Below are 17,472 nucleotides of genomic sequence, written 5' to 3'. Positions count from 1 at the left end.
GCGGGCTGGCCCGACGCGGTGATGGACACGGTGTCGCCGTCGCAGCTCATGCCCTCCGAGATCCAGAGGATGTGGATCTCGTCGAAACCTGCCCGCTCCCCGGCGCCCTGGGGCTCCTGGCCGACGGGGGCGGTGCCGCTGGTGTCGACGCTCATGTGCTCGGCCTCTCCTGGAGACGGTCCGGCTCCTGACGGGAGACGTGCGCGCGGCCGGGGCATGCGTTCGCCCTGCTCCGGGGCGTCCGTCCCCGCCCCAGGCTCACACGTCGCACCCGAGGCCGCCTCTTGTACGGGGGCGGTGGGGTGAACGGTGCCGGTGCGACAGCGACTGCGGCTGCGGGTGCGGGTGGCGGTGACGCCGGGGCCGGCGGGTCACACGTCGACGTCGGGCCAGCCGAGGAGCCGGGCGCCGATCACCGCCGTCTGCAGCGTGTACCGGTGCACCGGGTCCGCCGGATCGGCGCCGGTCAGCTTGTGGATGCGTTCCAGACGGTAGGTGAAGGCGCGGATGCTCAGACCGAGACGGCGCGCCGCCTCGGCGGCCGTGCAGCCGGCGTCGAAGTACGCGGTGAGGGTGTCCAGCAGCGGCCGGGCGCCGCCCCGCGCGCCGCGCAGCGGCCCCAGGGTGTCGCGGACGAGGTCGGCCATCGCCTGACGGTCACGGGTCAGGACCGGGTAGACGAGGAGGTCAGCGGCGCGCAGCACCGGCTCCTGGAGGTCGAGGCGGTCGGCGAGTTCGAGGGCGTTGAGGGCCTCCTCGTAGGAGTGGACCACTCCCCCGGCGCCCGAGTGGGGGCGCCCGATGGCGACCCGGCCGCCGTCGGTCGCCGCGTAGGCGTGCTTGGCGAAGAAGGCGAGGACGTCGCCCTGGTCGCCCGGGGCGACGCAGACCAGCCGCCCGTCCTTGGTGGTGAGCAGGATGCGGCGCTCCCCGAAGCGGCCGAGCAGGGCGGTCTCGACGCGCCGGGTGGCCGGGTGGGTGTCGTCGACGGGCTGCCGGCCCTCGGCGACGGCCACCGCGTGGGCGCGGGAGAAGAGCAGTCCGTAACGTTCGGCGCGTTCGGCCAGCCGTCCCAGGTCGCTGCGGCCGTACAGGAGATCGTCGATGAACTCCCGGCGGTCGGCCTCCTCCTGGCGCATGGCCAGCCGCTGCGCCCGCTCGTGGCCCTCGGCGAAGGCGTCGATGGCCTGTTCGACGGCGGCGAGGACGCGGTCGAGCCCGACGGCGGCCAGTTCGGGCGAGAACGCCCGGGTCTCGGCGAGGTGGCCGCGGACCAGGGTCCGCAGTTCGTGTCCGGCCTCCGCCGCCCGTCTCCCCTGGGCCCGCAGGGACTCCAGTTCGTCCCGGGTCAGCCGGCGGCCGGTGACGCAGACATCGGCGAGGATCCGGGTGTAGCCCTCCAGAAACTCCCCAGGCACCTCTGGCCGTGTCACGGACCCCTCCCCCACCTCTTGATCGGTCGTTGGCGTCTTCTTAACGCACGGTGGACGAGGGTGACAAACCTTTGACGTCGATGACCGTTCCGGCCCGTTTTGCACCCGCGACATAGCACCCGAAGGGGACTTCGACGACCGCCGCTTGGGTGATCAACACGCCATGTGGTTAGCATATGAGCGCCTCCTAGCTCGAAAGATAGATCTGTGACTGTCAACGACGACTCGTTCACCAACTGGAAGAACCGCGAGGAGATCGCGGAGTCGATGATCCCGATGATCGGGAAGCTCCACCGGGAGCGGGACGTCACCGTCCTGCTGCACAGCCGCTCCCTGGTGAACAAGTCGGTGGTGAGCATCCTCAAGACCCACCGGTTCGCCCGCCAGATCGCCGGCGAGGAGCTCTCGGTCACCGAGACGCTCCCCTTCCTCCGGGCCCTCACCACGCTGGACCTCGGGCCGTCGCAGATCGACATCGGCATGCTGGCCGCGACGTACAAGAGCGACGACCGCGGGCTGTCGGTGGAGCGGTTCACCGCCGAGGCCGTCGCCGGCGCCACCGGCGAGGGCAAGATCGAGCGCGGTGAGGGACGCGACGTCGTCCTCTACGGCTTCGGCCGCATCGGCCGCCTCGTCGCCCGCCTGCTCATCGAGAAGGCCGGCTCGGGCAACGGCCTGCGGCTGCGCGCGATCGTGGTGCGCGGGGGCGGTCAGCGGGCCGCCGACGACATCGTCAAGCGCGCCTCGCTGCTGCGGCGCGACTCCATCCACGGCCAGTTCCAGGGCACGATCACCGTCGACGAGGCCGCCGGCACGATCGTCGCCAACGGCAACGCGATCAAGGTCATCTACGCCGACGACCCGACGCAGGTGGACTACACGGCGTACGGCATCAAGGACGCCATCCTCATCGACAACACCGGCAAGTGGCGTGACCGCGAGGGCCTGTCCAAGCACCTGCGCCCCGGCATCGACAAGGTCGTCCTGACCGCGCCCGGCAAGGGCGACGTCCCGAACATCGTGCACGGCGTCAACCACGACACCGTCAAGCCGGACGAGCGGATCCTGTCCTGCGCCTCCTGCACCACCAACGCGATCGTCCCGCCGCTGAAGGCGATGGACGACGAGTACGGAGTGCTGCGCGGCCACGTGGAGACCGTCCACTCGTTCACCAACGACCAGAACCTGCTGGACAACTACCACAAGTCCGAGCGCCGCGGCCGGTCCGCGCCGCTCAACATGGTCATCACCGAGACCGGCGCGGCCTCCGCCGTCGCCAAGGCCCTGCCCGACCTCAAGGCGAGGATCACCGGCAGTTCGATCCGGGTCCCGGTGCCGGACGTCTCGATCGCGATCCTCAATCTGCAACTGGCCCGCGAGACCACCCGCGAAGAGGTCCTCGACCACCTCCGCGACGTCTCGCTGACCTCGCCGCTCAGGCGCCAGATCGACTTCATCACGGCGCCCGACGCGGTCTCCAGCGACTTCATCGGCTCGCGCCACGCCTCGATCGTCGACGCCGGGGCCACCAAGGTCGAGGGCGACAACGCCATCCTCTATCTGTGGTACGACAACGAGTTCGGCTACTCGTGCCAGGTCATCCGCGTCGTCCAGTACGTCTCCGGGGTGGAGTACCCGACCTATCCGGCGCCGGCGGTCTGACACCCGACGGCGTTCCCGCGGTCCCCGCCGGCGGGGCGACGGTTCGAAGCCGCCGCCCCGCCGTCCCGCGTCCCGGGTTCAGCCGGCGTGGATCCTGCCCTGCTCGACCACGAAGTGCTGCGGCTGGGAGCAGCCGATGGACGGCGTGACCAGCAGGCTCACATCGACCGGTGCGGGCTCGGCGGCGGAGGTCGAGAACCGGCAGACGGCGCCCTTTCCGGTGAGCGGGTACCAGAACCAGCCGCCCACGGCGCCCACTGTCGCACGGTCCGACTCCTTCCAGGCGCCGGCATCGGTGCGCGTGTAGACCTGGAGGCGCACGGAGGCGGCGTACCGGTCCTCTGCGGAACGCACCGCGGTCAGGGTGAACCTGTAGTCGCCGCCGAGGACCGAGGAGGCGATCTGCCGTGTCTGCGGCGCGGCGGACGGGGCCGCGCTCGAGGAGCCGGCGGCACCGGCCCCGAGGACGGCCGCCGTCACGAGTGCGAGCGCCGCGGCCGGGCCGCGGCGGGTGAGAGTGCGCGTCACGCTCATCTTCTTCCCCCTGGAAGTACGGTCGGATTGCCGGAGAACGTCCGGTTCCGCCCCTTCGGTGGAGAAGACACCCGGATCGGCCCGGGGGTTGTACGACCGCGCTCACGCCCACCCGGACGGACGACACCCCGCACACCGGCCAGAGGGCCTCACTCCCGCCGGACGGCGGCCGGGGACCCGGCCGGTGCGCTCCGATCGCGGTGTGTGAGACTGCGCCCATGATCCGCGCCGCGACCCCCGCAGACGTCCCCGTCATCCACACCCTGATCCGGGAACTCGCCGAGTACGAGAAGGCGCTCGACGAGGCGCGGGCGACGCCGGAGCAGCTCGCGGAGGCGCTGTTCGGACCGCACCCGGCGGCCTACGCGCATGTCGCGGAGGGCCCGGACGGAGAGGTCGTGGGCTTCGCCCTGTGGTTCCTCAACTTCTCCACCTGGCGGGGTGTGCACGGCATCTACCTGGAGGACCTGTACGTCCGTCCCGAGGCCCGCGGCGGCGGCCACGGCCGGGCCCTGCTGACGGAGCTGGCCCGCGTCTGCGTGGCGCGCGGCTACGAGCGCCTGGAGTGGTCGGTCCTGAACTGGAACCGCCCGGCGATCGACTTCTACGAGGCGATGGGCGCCCGTCCGCAGGACGAGTGGACGGTCTACCGGCTCACGGACGAGGCGCTGACCGCGCTGGGACGGCAGGCGTAGCGGGCCCGTTCCGGCCGCACGTCCTTCCCGGGCCGTTCCGGGCGCGGGACCCGGTCCCCGATGGGAAAATGTCCCGTGGGGGTCCTGCCCGTGGATGGGGATGAAGGCATGGGCGTCAGCGGCGTGAGCAGTGCGGGTCCGGGCGATCCGTTCGACATCGCCTCCACGGCCGTGGCGGTGATCGACGCCGAGGGACTGATCGTCCAGTGGAGCCGGGGAGCCGAGGAGCTCGTCGGCCACCCTGCCCGCGATGTACTGCGCCGTCCCGTGGGGTCCCTGCTGGTGCACGGCGACCCGGCCGCCGTACCGGAGTTCCTGCGCGGCATCGACCGCGTCTGGGCCGGAGTGATCACCGTCCGGCACCGCTCGGGCGCGGCCGTGCGGCTGGCCGTGCGGGTGTGCCGGCTCAGCGGTGCGAGCGGCGGCGGCGACTGGCTCGTCCTCGGATGCGACGCGATACGGCGGCGCCGGCGCGAGATGTACGAGGCGGTGGCGCGCGCCCTGCTGGAGCAGTCGCCGCTCGGGGTCGCGGTGCTGGACACTCAGCTGCGCTACCGGTGGGTGAACCGCGCGCTGGCCGGCATGGACGACACCGTCGCCGAGGCCGCCGGGGTCCCGTACACCGGCGAAGGCGCCGGATCCGCCGGCCCCGCGGTGGCCGAGGGCGGTGCCCGCGACGAGAGCACCCTGCGGGCCCTGGTCGCCACGGCGCGGGAGTCCGCCGTGGTGACCCGGCAGGCCCGACAGGTGCTGCTCTCCGGGAAGTGCCAGGTGACCCTCGAACACGCCCCGGCCCGCCACGCGGCGCCGGACGCGGGGGGGCAGGGGCGTTCCAGGCTGCGTTCCTTCTTTCCGCTGCGCGACGGCGCGGGCCGCACGCTGGGCATCTGCTACGCCGCTCTCGACCTGACCGGACAGGACCCGGCACGCGAACGGCTGGCGCTGCTGAACGCCGCCACCGATCACATCGGGACCACCCTGGATCTGGACCGTACGGTGCAGGAGCTGGCAGAGGCGCTCGTCCCGCAGGTCGCCGACTTCGTGGCCATCGACCTCCTGGACGCCGTGCGGGCGACGAAGGTCCCGGCCGCCGAGGGGCCGTACGACGCGGAGACGCTGCGGCGCGCGGTCCACCGGTCGATCAAGGAGGACCAGCCGGAGGTGATCGTCCGGGTCGGGGAGCCCACCCGGTACCCGGACCTGTCTCCCCAGAGGCGGTGCCTGGCGACCGGGAAGCCCCTGCGGGAGATCGTCGGGACCTGGACGCCCTGGCTCGCCCACGACGCCCAGCGCTGGGAGAAGATGTTCCGGCTCGGTGTGCACACGCATCTGGTCGTCCCGCTGCGGGCCCGCGGCACCACGATGGGCGTGGTCACGCTGCTGCGCTGGAAGAACCCAGATCCGTTCGACGAGGACGACCTGCTCCTGGTCGAGGACCTGGTCGGGCGGGCCGCCATGTGCGTGGACAACGCCCGGCGCTTCGCCCGCGAGCACCAGGCGGCGCTCACCCTCCAGACGAGCCTGCTGCCGCTCGCCCTGCCCGAGCACAGCGCCGTCGAGGTGGCCTACCGCTATCTGCCGGCCGACGCCGAGTCGGGGGTGGGCGGGGACTGGTTCGACGTCATCCCGCTCTCCGGTGCCAGGGTCGCGCTGGTGGTGGGCGACGTGGTCGGCCACGGGCTCCACGCGGCGGCCAGCATGGGCCGGCTGCGGGCCGCCGTGCAGACCCTGGCCGACCTGGATCTGCCCCCGGACGAGCTGCTGGCGCGCGTCGACGATCTCGTCGTACGCCTGTCCGACGAGGCGGAGGCGGCCGCCAAGGAGCCCACGGTGATCGGGGCGACCTGCGTGTACGCGGTGTACGACCCGATCGCCCGCAAGATCGTCGTGGCCCGTGCCGGGCACCCGAGCCCCGCGATCGCCCATCTCACCGAACCCGTGGAGTTCCCCGACATCCCCGCGGGCCCGCCGCTCGGACTGGGCGGCCTGCCGTTCGAGTCGGCCGAGGTGGCCGTGGAGGAGGGCAGCGTCATCGCCCTCTACACGGACGGGCTGATCGAGGCGTCGGACCGGGACGTGGACGTCGGGATGGAGCGCCTGTGCTTCACCCTCGCCCACCCGGACCGCCCCCTGGAGGAGATCTGCGACATCATGGTGCGCACGCTGCTGCCGGACCGGCCGCGGGACGACGTGGCCTTCCTCATCGCCCGCACCCATGTCCTCAGCTCCGACCGCGTGGCCACCTGGGAGGTGCCCACCGACCCCTCGGCCGTGCGCGTGGCGCGGGAGAACGTCACCGAGCAGCTGTCCCGGTGGGGGCTGGACGAGATGGTCTTCACCACGGAGCTGATCGTCAGCGAGCTGCTCACCAACGCCATCCGGCACGCGTGCGGCCCGATCGGGTTGCGTCTCATCCATGAGCGCGCCCTGATCTGCGAGGTCTCCGACGCGAGCAACACCTCCCCGCACATGAGGCGGGCGCTCGGCACGGACGAGGGCGGACGGGGCCTGTTCCTGGTCGCCCAGGTCGCCCAGCGCTGGGGCACCCGGTACACCAGCTCGGGGAAGACGATCTGGGCGGAGCAGCAGCCTCCCGGGTCGCCCCCGCGTCAAGCGCGGTGTTAGAACGGGAACATGATCGGACGCACCCGCCGGTCCCGGTCGAGAGCGGCACCGCCGCCGGGTGGTCGGCGGTCCGCTGATCCGTCCCGTCGCCCATGGCGGTTCCCCGGACGCCGCCTGTCGCCGTCCTGGAGCCTGCGCACGCTCGCGGCGCAGGTGTTCCTGCTCCAGGTCATCGTGGTCCTGGTGCTCATCGCGGCGGCCGCGACCGCGCTGGTGCTGCAAGGGCGCTACGACGGCGAGAACAGTGCCAGGGAGCGGTCACTGGCCGTCGCGGAGGCGTTCGCGCACGCGCCCGGCACGGCGACGGCGCTCCAGTCGCCCGATCCGACGCGGGTGCTCCAGCCCTCGGTCATGCAGGCGCAGGCCGGATCCGGCGTCGACTTCATCTCCGTGCTGGACCCGCGGGGCGTGCGGCTCGCCGACACGCAGCCGCAGCTCATCGGCACCACGGCGCAGGACGTCGGCCGGGCCGCCATGGGCGAGACGTTCACCGACACTTTCCGCGGCAAGCCGTCCGACGCCGTGCGGGCGGTGGTGCCGGTGATGGACCCGAGCCGGCGCGTGGTCGGCGTGGTGACGGCCGGGATCGAGATCGAGAACGTGGGGCATCTGCTGGACCAGCAGGTGCCGATGGTGTTGGGCGCGGCGGCCCTCGCCCTGGCGCTGGCCACCGGGGGCACCGCCCTTGTCAGCCGGCGGCTGCGCCGCCAGACCCACGGGCTGGGCCCGGCCGAGATGACCCGGATGTACGAGCACCACGACGCCGTGCTGCACGCGGTGCGCGAGGGTGTGCTGATCGTCGGCGCCGACGGCAGGCTGCTGCTCGCCAACGACGAGGCGCACCGGCTGCTGGGCCTGCCGCCGGACGCCGGCCGACGGCATGTCACGGAGCTGGGGCTGGGCGAGGAGATGACACGGCTGCTGGTGTCGGGCGAGGCCGCCTCCGACGTGGTGTGTCCGGCCGGCGACCGGCTGCTGGCGGTCAACACTCGGCGCACCGCGCCGTACGGCGGCGCACAGGGCCTGGTGGCCAGCTTCCGGGACACCACGGAGTTGCAGGCCCTGTCCGGCCGGGCCGAGATGGCGCGGGGGCGCCTGACGCTGCTGTACGAGGCCGGCGTGCGGATCGGCAGGACGCTGGACGTGCGGCGCACCGCGCAGGAGCTCGCCGAGGTGGCGGTCCCTCGGATGGCGGACGTCGTCACGGTGGAGCTCCTGGACGCCGTGCTGCACGGCGAGGAGCCCACGGGTGCCGTGAACCGGATGCGCCGCACCGCGTCGCACGGGTCGCTTCCGGACGATCCGTTGCAGCCGGTCGGGGACTCGATCCAGTTCGTGGTGGCGGACACGCCGATGGTGGCGGCGCTGCGGCGCGGCAAGGCCGTGCTGGTGCCGGACCTCGAGACCGCCCGGGACTGGCGGGCGCAGGATCCGGAGGGCGCGCGCCGGGTGCTGGCCTCCGGCATCCATTCGCTGATCACGGTGCCGCTGCGGGCGCGGGGTGTGGTGCTCGGCATGGTCAACTTCTGGCGGGGGGCCGGGGCGGCGCGGTTCGACGACGAGGACGTCGCGGTGGCCGAGGAGCTGGTGGCCCGCGCGGCCGTCGCGATCGACAACGCGCGCCGCTACTCCCGTGAGCACGAGATGGCCGTGACCCTGCAGCGCAGTCTGCTGCCCCGGGACCTTCCGGAGCAGGACGTGCTGGAGGTGGCGTGGCGCTATCTGCCGGCGCAGTCGGGTGTGGGCGGCGACTGGTTCGACGTGATCCCGCTGCCGGGGTTCCGGGTGGCGCTCGTGGTCGGGGACGTGGTGGGTCACGGGCTGCACGCGGCGGTCACGATGGGCCGGCTGCGGACGGCCGTGCTGAACTTCTCCTCGCTGGACCTGCCCGCGGAGGAGCTGCTGGGCCATCTCGACGAGATGGTGGCACGGCTGGACACCCAGGCGGATGCGGCGGACGGCGAGGGGTCGCGGGTCACCGGGGCGACCTGCCTGTACGCCATCTACGACCCGGTGGGCGGGCACTGCACCCTCGCCCGGGCCGGGCATGTCGCCCCGGCCGTGGTGGATCCCGCGGGCGGGGTGACCTTCCCGGACCTGCCGCTGTCGCCGCCGCTGGGGGTGGGCGGGCATCCGTTCGAGGCGGGCGAGCTGGACCTGCCGGAGGGCAGCCGACTGGTGCTGTTCACGGACGGTCTGGTCGAGGACCGCAGACGGGACATCGACGAGGGGCTGCGGATCCTCGGGGAGGCCGTCGCCCATCCGGACCTCTCGCCGGAGGAGACGTGCCGGGCCGTGATGGAGACGATGCTGCCGCAGCACCCCAGCGACGACGTCGCCCTGCTCGTCGCCCGGACCCGGCTGATGGACCCGTCACAGGTGGCGGTCTGGGACGTGCCGTTCGAGGCCGGCGCGGTCTCCCGGGTGCGGACGGAGGTGAGCCGCCGGCTGGTGGACTGGGGGCTGGAGGAGGTGTCGTTCGCCACGGAGCTGATCCTCAGCGAGCTCCTCACCAACGCGATCCGCTACGGCGCGCCGCCGGTGCGGGTCAGGATCCTGCTGGGCCGCACCCTGGTCTGCGAGGTGTCGGACGGCAGCAACACCTCTCCCCGGCTGCGGCGCGCGGCCACCACCGACGAGGGTGGCCGCGGGCTGTTCCTGGTCTCCCAGTTCGCGGACCGGTGGGGCACCCGCTATGTGGCGCACGGCAAGGTGATCTGGGCGGAGCAGACCCTGGACCGGGCCGCGGAACCGGACATGAGCCTGCTGATCGACGAAATGGCCTGGTGAGCGGGGAGCGTTCGGGCGCTGCTCCGACAGTCCGTCACGGAAACCGCCCCCTTATTAGACACTGAGTCAAATTACTGAACCGTAACCTACCGGCCGGTACCCGCGGTAACAGCCGGTGGGTACGGTCTCGTCAGCTCACTCCCCATCCGCGTGAGGAAGCCGGCGGACGACCGTGCCGCCTCACGCCGTCCTGCCCTCGTGCCCGGACCGGGCGTGGCCCGTCGTCCCCGCACGAGGCGCTCTCTCCTGCTCGGCCGCATCCCAGGAGGTTCCCCATGCCCGCGCGCAGACATCTGCTCGCCGCAGCGGTCACCGCTGCCTCGTGCCTCGGCGCCCAGGCCCTCGCCGCCACCCCGGCCACCGCGGCCACGGCCTCCGCACCCGTGGTGTCCCGAGGCGTCACCATCCCGGCGTTCTACACCCCGCCCACCGGACTCCCGGACGCCGACGGCACCCTGATCCGCAGCGAGCCGCTCCCGCTCGCCCTCGGCCTGCCCGGCCTGAACGGCCCGCTGCCGGGCCGGGCCACCCGGGTGATGTACAAGTCGACCGACTCCGGCGGCCGGCCGGTCGCCGTCACCGGCGCCTACATCGAGCCGGCGGCGCACTGGCCGGGCTCCGGTGCGCGCCCGCTGGTCGTCGTCGCTCCCGGCACCATGGGCCAGGGCGACCAGTGCGCGGCCTCCATGGCCCTGGAGCACCCGGTGTCCTTCAACGGCCGCACGATCTCGGTCGGTTACGAGGACCTGTCGGTCTACCGGCTGCTCGCCCACGGCGTCGCCGTCGTGGTCACCGACTACGTCGGCCTGGGCGCCACGGACCGGCTGCACACCTACGTCGACCGTGTCGACGAGGCCCACGCCGTCCTCGACGCGGCCCGCGCCGCCCGCGCCGTGCGGGGCGCGTCGGTCACCGCGGCCTCGCCCGTCGGGCTCTTCGGCTACAGCCAGGGCGGCGGCGCCACCGCGGCCGCCGCCGAACTCCAGCCCTCCTACGCCCCCGACGTGGCCCTCGCGGGCACCTACGCCGGTGCGCCGCCCGCCGACCTGACCGAGGTCACCAAGGCGATCGACGGCAGTGAGCTGGCCGGCGCCCTCGGCTGGTCCCTCAACGGCTTCCTCCAGACCGACCCCGAGCTCAGGCCGATCGCGGACGCGCACCTCAACGCCGCCGGCAAGGCCGCGCTCAAGGACCTGTCGACCATGTGCGTGGGCGACGCGATCCTCCACTACGGCTACGCCAGGAGCACCCGGTGGACGACCGACGGGCGGTCCGTCAGCGACATCATCCGCTCCACGCCCGCCCTCCGGGACTTCCTCGACACCCAGCGCATCGGCAGGCTGAAGCCGACCGGTCCGGTGCGGCTGGCCACCGGCACCAGCGACAACCTCGTCCCGCACGCCCAGGCCCGGCAGCTCGCCGTCGACTGGTGCCGCAAAGGCGCCGACGTCACCTACCGGCCGGTCGTCCTGCCGAACGTCATCAGCCCCCTGCTCAACCACTTCGGGCCGCTGCTCGCCGACCAGGGCGCGGCGGTCTCCTGGCTGACCGACCGCCTCGCCGGCAAGACGGCCCCGGCCAACTGCGCCACCCTGCCGTTCCGGCCCTGACGCAGGGCCCCGCACGCGGCAGGGGCCGCCCCGTCACCGACGGCGCGGCCCCTGCCGGACCGGCGGTCTCAGACCACGCCCCGGTTCCTGCGGCGCCAGGAGAGGTACGTCCCCGTGGCGCCGGCGGCCAGCAGGGCGCCCGCGGCGACGGCGACCGGCACGGCCGGGAACGAGGAGGCATCGGTCGTCGCGGCCGTGTTCTGCAGGGCCGGGCCGGGGGTGATGGAGGTGGCGACCGGCGCCACGTCACGGATCGGGCCCACCGACCGCACCGAGCCGTCGGCGTTCAGCAGCAGCCGCTTGCCGTTGGGGTGGCGGAAGTCGAACATCCCCGTGATCGGGCCCGCGGTGGCGTCGAAGGAGTGGTCACCGATGCGCCCGGTGTGCCAGTTGTCCTCGATGAAGCGGAGGATCGAGGCCTGGTCGGTCTGCGTGTGGTCGACCTTGTCGACCTTGCTGTACGGCGAGATCACCAGCAGCGGCTGCCGGGTGCCGGGCCCGCAGCGGTCCTGGTAGCCGCCGGACGCAGGGGGGCCGGCCTGGCAGGCGGGGCTGTCGGTGGCCTTGCCGTTGGAGCCGAGCGAGGTGTCGGTGGAGCCGTTGCGCACCTTCGCGAAGGCGTGGTCGTACCAGCCGTCGGAGTCGTCGTAGGCGATGACGACAGCGGTGGACCTCCACTGCGGCGAACTCTGGATGGCGTTGATCTGCTCGACGAGGAAGTGCTGCTCGTCGATCGGGTCGGAGTATCCGGCGTGGCCGTCCTGGTAGGAGGGCGCCTTGACGAAGCTGACGGACGGCAGCCTGCCCGCCTTGAGCGCGGCGGAGAAGTCCGTCAGGTCGTAGTTGTGGTTGGCCTGGCCGCCGTGGCCGATCTCGGCGACGTCCTCGGGGGGCAGGTGGTGCGGGTTGGCCGTCGACTTGTAGTAGGCGAACGGGTTGTGGTGCGGGCTGTAGTCGACGACCTGGGCGCCGCCGACGTTGGCGTGCGCGGTGTCGCACCGGGCGTACTCGCCCTGCTTGCCGCTCCACGCGGTGGAGGGGCGGAAGCCGCCCTGGAACCAACCCCAGCTGACGTGCTGCTCGTTGAGCAGGTCGCCGATGTTGCGGCCCGTCATCACGCCCAGCGCGTTGCCGCTGGTGTGGTTCTTGCCGGCGCAGTCGTCGAAGGCCGGGTCCGGGTCGTTGACCATCGTGCCCACGCCGTTCGCGTCGGGCGACTTGACGGTGTACGGGTCGGGCGTGGAGGTCTGCCGGGGGTTCTCGGTGCCGGAGGCCGGGTCGACCGAGATGATCCCGTGCGTCTGGCCGGACACCAGGTTGATGGCGCCGGGCGTGGACGGGCCGTAGTTCGAGCTGAAGGAACGGTCGCTCAGGGCGTAGTGCTGGGCGTAGTTCCACATCGCGGTGACGGTGTTGCCGTCGAAGTAGTCCATGACCAGGCCGGGCTCGCCGAACAGGCCGCCGCTGCACTTGTCGACCTCGGTGTTCTGCACGAACTGGTCGGCTCTGCCGCCGTTGTACGCGTACTGCTCGGGCCCGTAGGAGTGGTTCTGGTCGCAGGTCACGGCCTGCGCCGGGCCGAGCCGCCGGGGCGCGTACTGGTTGGGGTTCTTCTCCAGCAGCCCGGCGTGGGCGAGGGTGTCGATGTCCCTGGGGGTCCTCTTCGACGCCGTGAACCGCGTGCCGTCGGTGTTGGCGGCCCTCGGGTACGTGGCGAAGTAGTGGTCGAAGGAGATGTTCTCGTCGAACAGGACGACCACGTGCTGGATGGGCGTGGCCGTCGATCCGTGGCCGTGGTGGCCGGCGGGAGCGGCGGCCCAGCCGGGGGCGGCCGGGCCCAGGACGGTGAGCGCCGCGGCGCCGGCCAGCGCCCCGAGGCTTCGTATCGTTGCTCGTCTTCCCCTGCTGGCCATGCGGCTTCACCTTCCGGGCAGGATCGTCTTGGCGTCGTACGGCCTGGGATGCTCCGCCGGACGGGCGGCGCGGTGGCGGAGCCATGATGGCGCGGGAGTGAACGCCCGGTCAGGGAAGCCGGGCCAACTTTTGACCGTGTATTGACCAATCGGCCGAACGAACTCCTCGCAAAGGACGCAAAGGAGTGAAAAGACCGAGGGCGCCCGGGAGTTCAGCCGAACAGGGCGCGGCCGTACCAGTCCGTCGCGTCCTGTACGCCGGGCAGGGCGAAGAAGTAGCCGCCGCCGAACGGCTTGATGTAGTCGGTGAGCGGCTCGCCCGCCAGGCGCTTCTGCACAGTCTCGAACTGGCGGGCGAGGTCCTGCTGGTAGCAGCAGAACAGCAGGCCCATGTCGAGGTTGCCGTTGGTGTCCATGCCCCGGTCGTAGTTGTAGGCGCGACGCAGGAGGCGCTGGCCGGCGGTGGCGGTGGTGCGGGGGTTGGCGCGGCGGATGTGCGCGTCCAGCGGGATGACGTCGCCCTTGGGGTCGTCGGCGAAGTTCGGGGTGTCGTCCTCGGTGTCGCCGTCCAGCGGAGCCCCGGACTCCCGGGCCCTGCCGAACATGCGCTCCTGCTCGCCGAGGGAGACCCGGTCCCAGAACTCCACCAGCATCCGGATCAGCCGGACCACCTGGTAGCTGCCGCCGACCGCCCAGTCCGGCTCGCCGCCGCCCGGGCCCACCCACACCAGCCGGTCCATCTCCCGTGGGTCGGTGGGGTCGGGGTTGGCGGTGCCGTCCTTGAAGCCCATCAGATTGCGCGGGGTGCCCGACGGGCGGGGCGGGCTGGTGAAGCCGTCCAGGCGCCAGCGGACCTGCATCCCGCCGCGCGTGTGCCGGGCGATGTCGCGCAGCGCGTGCAGGACCGTGTCGGGGTCGTCGGCGTGCAACTGGACACTCAGGTCGCCGTGGCACCAGTCCGGCCGCAGATCGTCGTCCGGGAAGGACGGCATGGCCGTCAGGCGCCGCGGGCGACGGGCGCCGAGCCCGAAGCGGTCGTCGAAGAGCGCGGCGCCGACGCCGACGGTCACGGCCAGCGCGCCGGAGGGCAGACGGCCGCCCAGCAGACCGGAGTCGGCGGGCGGGCCGGTGATGCCGACCGGCTCGGGTATGCCGCCCGAGGTGAGGAACCGGGCGCGGTCGGTGAGCGTGCGCAGCAGTTCGGTCAGCTCCGCGCGGTCGTCGGCGGTGACGTCGAAGGCGACGAACGCGGTCGACCGGCGTGGGGCCGCGAGCACCGACGGCTGGCGCGGCCCGTGGAACGCGGCGACGGCCGGGGCCGCCGGAACCGGGCCCGGCCCGAGCCCGCCGGCCGCGGGGGCGGGCAGGGCGACGGAGCCGGTCGCGGACGCCGCCCCGCCGCCCGTGGCCAGCCCGGCCCCGGCCAGGGCCGCACCGCGCAGGAAGCGGCGCCGCCCCACGCCACCGGTGTCCGTGTTCCGCTCGCCGGTGGCCACCGTCCGTCCCGCGTGTCCTGCCGCCGGTTCGTGCGGCTCGCCGGGCCCCGTCCGCTCGCCGGTGCTCACGCCGTCCTCCGCGGATCGCACAGGGTGGCCACGGAGGCCAGCCGCTCCACCAGGTCGCCGAGCACCGCGTCCGTCTTCTCCCGCCGGGTACGGCCCAGTCGGGCCGGCGGAGTCCACCGGTCCCCGTGGCGGAAGCCGTCCAGGACGCTCTGGGCACGGTCCATCGCCCGGTCCAGGTCCCGCAGGCCGGGGTAGCGGGTGGCGAGCAGCGGACGCAGCCGGGACAACACGGCACGGGTGCCGTCGAGGTTGGCGCGGGCGGTGGCGAGGTTGCTTCCGCTGCCGTAGTCGGTGCGGCCGGTCAGCTCGAACTGCACGGTGTTCTCCAGGATCTCGTGGGCCCGCAGACCGAGTTGGGCCGGGTCCATCCGGGCCTGCGCCCAGTCGTCGCGCAGCGCGGTGAGGGCCTTGACCAGGGCGGCGGCCGGGGCGCGCAGCGCATGGGCCGACTCGCCGTGCCACAGCCCGTACTCGATCCGGTGGAAGCCGGTGAACGAGGAGTCGTGGACGCCGCCGGGCAGGCCGGCGTCGGTGCCGTTGATCCGTGCGTCCGCGTCGCCGAAGGCGTCGTAGGCCGCGCCGAGGCGCTCGTAGCGCAGGTGCGCGGGCAGCCAGGCTCCGCGGGCCGCGCCCAGGTCGCCGCCGTCGATCGCGTCGCGCAGCCGCCCGGTCAGCCGGACCGTGTCCGCCAGTCCCCCGGCGACCCACTTCTGGTAGTCGATCGCCGGCGGGATCAGGTCGTGCTCGGTGACGGGTGCCGCGGCCGGGCCGCCGCGGCCCCGGCCGACGCGGACGGTGGGCCCCGTGACCGCGTCGGCGTCCTCGGGCACGCACCGGAAGGCGTACGCGCCCCGGCCGAGGCGGACCGTCAGCGACCGGGTGGTGCCCGGTCCGATGCCCTCGACCTCCCCGTACACGGCATGGCTCCCGGTCGCCTCCAGATAGACCTCGGCGGCCCGGTCGGAGGTGTTGTGCAGCTCGAAGACCTGCACGCCCGGTTCCGGCGCGTCCCAGCCGCGGCCGCAGTGGCTCTGCGAGACCTCCACGGTGGTGTGCGGCGGTCCCTGCGCCACCGCGCCCGCCCGGTGCGGGGTGCGGGCGAGGGCCACCACGCCGGCCGTCAGGACCAGCAGGGCCATCAGCCCGGCCGCGGTCCACCGCCGCCGCGACCCCGCCCGAGGGCGGCCGGCCACCTGCATGCACGCCCTCCCCGTCTCGACACCCCGCGTGATCACCTCATGCTAGGCAACGAGCCCGGCCCGGACAGGCGCCCGGGAAAACCGGTACCCAAGAGTTCCCGCGGAGTTCCCGGCGGATTCAGAGGCCCCGCGGAGCTCCCGGCGGCTTCGGGGGTCCCGGCGGCCCCCGCCCGGTCTCCTGACGTCCTGTGCGAGGCGCCCCGTTCGCACCGCCGGTCCGGCCGGACTCGTAGGGTGGGGGTCGTCCCGCCGTCTCCGGCAGGACGACCCTGACAGCACCACCCGGAGAACACTCGATGACCTACGTCGCGGACCCCACGCGCTACGACGGCACCATGCGCTACCGGCGCACGGGCCGCTCGGGACTCGACCTGCCCGTCCTGTCCCTGGGCTACTGGCACAACTTCGGCGACGACCGGCCGTTCGAGACCCAGCGCGAGATCGCGTTGCGCGCCTTCGACCTCGGCATCACCCACCACGACCTGGCGAACAACTACGGGCCGCCCTACGGCTCCGCGGAGATCAACTTCGGTCGCCTGATGAGGCAGGACCTCGCGCCGTACCGGGACGAGCTGGTCATCTCCACCAAGGCGGGCTGGGACATGTGGCCCGGCCCGTACGGGCAGGGCGGCGGCTCCCGCAAGTACCTGCTGGCCTCGCTCGACCAGTCGCTGAGCCGGATGGGCCTCGACTACGTCGACATCTTCTACTCCCACCGGCTGGACGCGAGCACGCCGCTCGAGGAGACGATGGGCGCCCTGGACACCGCCGTCCGCCAGGGCAAGGCGCTGTACGTCGGCATCTCCTCCTACGACGCCGAGCGGACCCGGCAGGCCGCCGCCATCCTCCGCGACCTGGGCACCCCGCTGCTGATCCACCAGCCCTCGTACAGCATGGTCAACCGCTGGATCGAGACCGAGGGCCTGCTGGACGCGGCGCAGGAGGAGGGATGTGGCGTCATCGGCTTCACGGCCCTGGCCCAGGGCCTGCTGACCGGGCGCTACCTGGACGGCGTCCCGCAGGACTCGCGGGCGGCGCGGGTCACCTCGTTCGACACCGCGTGGCTGTCGGAGGACATGCTGCACCGGCTGCGCGCACTGAACGACATCGCGGCCCGGCGCGGCCAGACCCTCGCCCAGATGGCGCTCGCCTGGGCGCTGCGCGACGAGCGCGTCACCTCGCTCGTCATCGGCGCCTCGCGGGTGGAGCAGCTGGAGCAGAACGTGGCCGCGCTGGAGCGGCTCGACTTCAGCGACGAGGAGCTGGCCGAGATCGACAAGTACGCCACCGACGGCGGCGTGGACCTGTGGCGGGCGGCCCGGACCGGGAACCTCGGCTGACCGCGGCGGCCGCCTGAGACGTGCGGCGTCCCCCATCCGGCGACGGGTGGGGGACGCGGCGTCAGGAGCGTTGGGCAGGCCTTGCACCTGCATCTCCCCGCGGGAA

The 17,472-nt window shown here is 73.0% G+C and carries 11 protein-coding genes and 1 pseudogene; 6 read left to right on the top strand and 6 right to left on the bottom strand.

Annotated elements, in window-relative coordinates; translation table 11 throughout:
* Both ABZ484_RS10155 and ABZ484_RS10150 read right to left on the bottom strand, forming a co-directional pair.
* Nucleotides 1-155, bottom strand: a pseudogene (locus ABZ484_RS10155) (hydrogenase expression protein HypE); the annotation flags it as partial.
* Nucleotides 156-371: 216 nt separating this feature from the next.
* Nucleotides 372-1,433 (bottom strand): helix-turn-helix domain-containing protein, encoded by a 1,062-nt coding sequence (locus ABZ484_RS10150; RefSeq protein ID WP_358865422.1) that lies wholly within the window; start codon nt 1,431-1,433, stop codon nt 372-374.
* Nucleotides 1,434-1,640: 207 nt separating this feature from the next.
* On the opposite strand from ABZ484_RS10150, the gene ABZ484_RS10145 reads away from it, so the two are divergent.
* Nucleotides 1,641-3,095 (top strand): glyceraldehyde-3-phosphate dehydrogenase, encoded by a 1,455-nt coding sequence (locus tag ABZ484_RS10145; protein ID WP_358865421.1) that lies wholly within the window; start codon nt 1,641-1,643, stop codon nt 3,093-3,095.
* A 78-nt stretch (nt 3,096-3,173) separates the two neighbouring features.
* On the opposite strand, the gene ABZ484_RS10140 is transcribed toward ABZ484_RS10145, so the two are convergent.
* Nucleotides 3,174-3,629, bottom strand: coding sequence for a hypothetical protein (locus tag ABZ484_RS10140; protein ID WP_358865420.1), 456 nt, complete (start codon nt 3,627-3,629; stop codon nt 3,174-3,176).
* 218 nt (nt 3,630-3,847) lie between these two features.
* Here ABZ484_RS10140 and ABZ484_RS10135 point away from each other — a divergent pair, with 218 nt between their 5' ends.
* The 4 genes from ABZ484_RS10135 to ABZ484_RS10120 all read left to right on the top strand — a co-directional run bounded on the left by ABZ484_RS10135 (nt 3,848) and on the right by ABZ484_RS10120 (nt 11,349).
* Nucleotides 3,848-4,324 (top strand): GNAT family N-acetyltransferase, encoded by a 477-nt coding sequence (locus ABZ484_RS10135; protein ID WP_358865419.1) that lies wholly within the window; start codon nt 3,848-3,850, stop codon nt 4,322-4,324.
* Nucleotides 4,325-4,432: 108 nt separating this feature from the next.
* Nucleotides 4,433-6,949, top strand: a complete 2,517-nt coding sequence (locus tag ABZ484_RS10130) for a SpoIIE family protein phosphatase (RefSeq protein WP_358865418.1) — start codon at nt 4,433-4,435, stop codon at nt 6,947-6,949.
* Nucleotides 6,950-6,958: 9 nt separating this feature from the next.
* Nucleotides 6,959-9,739 carry a SpoIIE family protein phosphatase gene (locus ABZ484_RS10125; protein ID WP_358865417.1) on the top strand — a complete coding sequence of 927 codons (2,781 nt, stop codon included), beginning with the start codon at nt 6,959-6,961 and terminating at the stop codon, nt 9,737-9,739.
* Nucleotides 9,740-10,014: 275 nt separating this feature from the next.
* Nucleotides 10,015-11,349, top strand: coding sequence for an alpha/beta fold hydrolase (locus ABZ484_RS10120; RefSeq protein WP_358865416.1), 1,335 nt, complete (start codon nt 10,015-10,017; stop codon nt 11,347-11,349).
* A 68-nt stretch (nt 11,350-11,417) separates the two neighbouring features.
* On the opposite strand, the gene ABZ484_RS10115 is transcribed toward ABZ484_RS10120, so the two are convergent.
* The 3 genes from ABZ484_RS10115 to ABZ484_RS10105 all read right to left on the bottom strand — a co-directional run bounded on the left by ABZ484_RS10115 (nt 11,418) and on the right by ABZ484_RS10105 (nt 16,026).
* Nucleotides 11,418-13,262 carry an alkaline phosphatase family protein gene (locus tag ABZ484_RS10115; protein ID WP_358865415.1) on the bottom strand — a complete coding sequence of 615 codons (1,845 nt, stop codon included), beginning with the start codon at nt 13,260-13,262 and terminating at the stop codon, nt 11,418-11,420.
* Between the two features lie 212 nt (nt 13,263-13,474).
* Nucleotides 13,475-14,758 (bottom strand): iron uptake transporter deferrochelatase/peroxidase subunit, encoded by a 1,284-nt coding sequence (gene efeB / locus ABZ484_RS10110; protein ID WP_358865431.1) that lies wholly within the window; start codon nt 14,756-14,758, stop codon nt 13,475-13,477.
* Between the two features lie 65 nt (nt 14,759-14,823).
* Complete coding sequence (locus ABZ484_RS10105; protein WP_358865414.1) at nt 14,824-16,026, bottom strand: EfeM/EfeO family lipoprotein; 1,203 nt, start codon at nt 16,024-16,026, stop codon at nt 14,824-14,826.
* Nucleotides 16,027-16,322: 296 nt separating this feature from the next.
* On the opposite strand from ABZ484_RS10105, the gene mgrA reads away from it, so the two are divergent.
* Nucleotides 16,323-17,366: an L-glyceraldehyde 3-phosphate reductase gene (mgrA, locus tag ABZ484_RS10100; RefSeq protein WP_358865413.1), complete on the top strand. Its 1,044-nt coding sequence runs from the start codon at nt 16,323-16,325 to the stop codon at nt 17,364-17,366.
* The last annotated feature ends 106 nt before the right edge of the window (nt 17,367-17,472 follow it).

This window comes from Streptomyces sp. NPDC006393 (assembly GCF_040628575.1).
Taxonomy (GTDB): domain Bacteria; phylum Actinomycetota; class Actinomycetes; order Streptomycetales; family Streptomycetaceae; genus Streptomyces.
The sequence above is the reverse complement of the archived record's forward strand: the minus strand, read 5'-3'. Positions and strand labels throughout refer to the sequence as shown.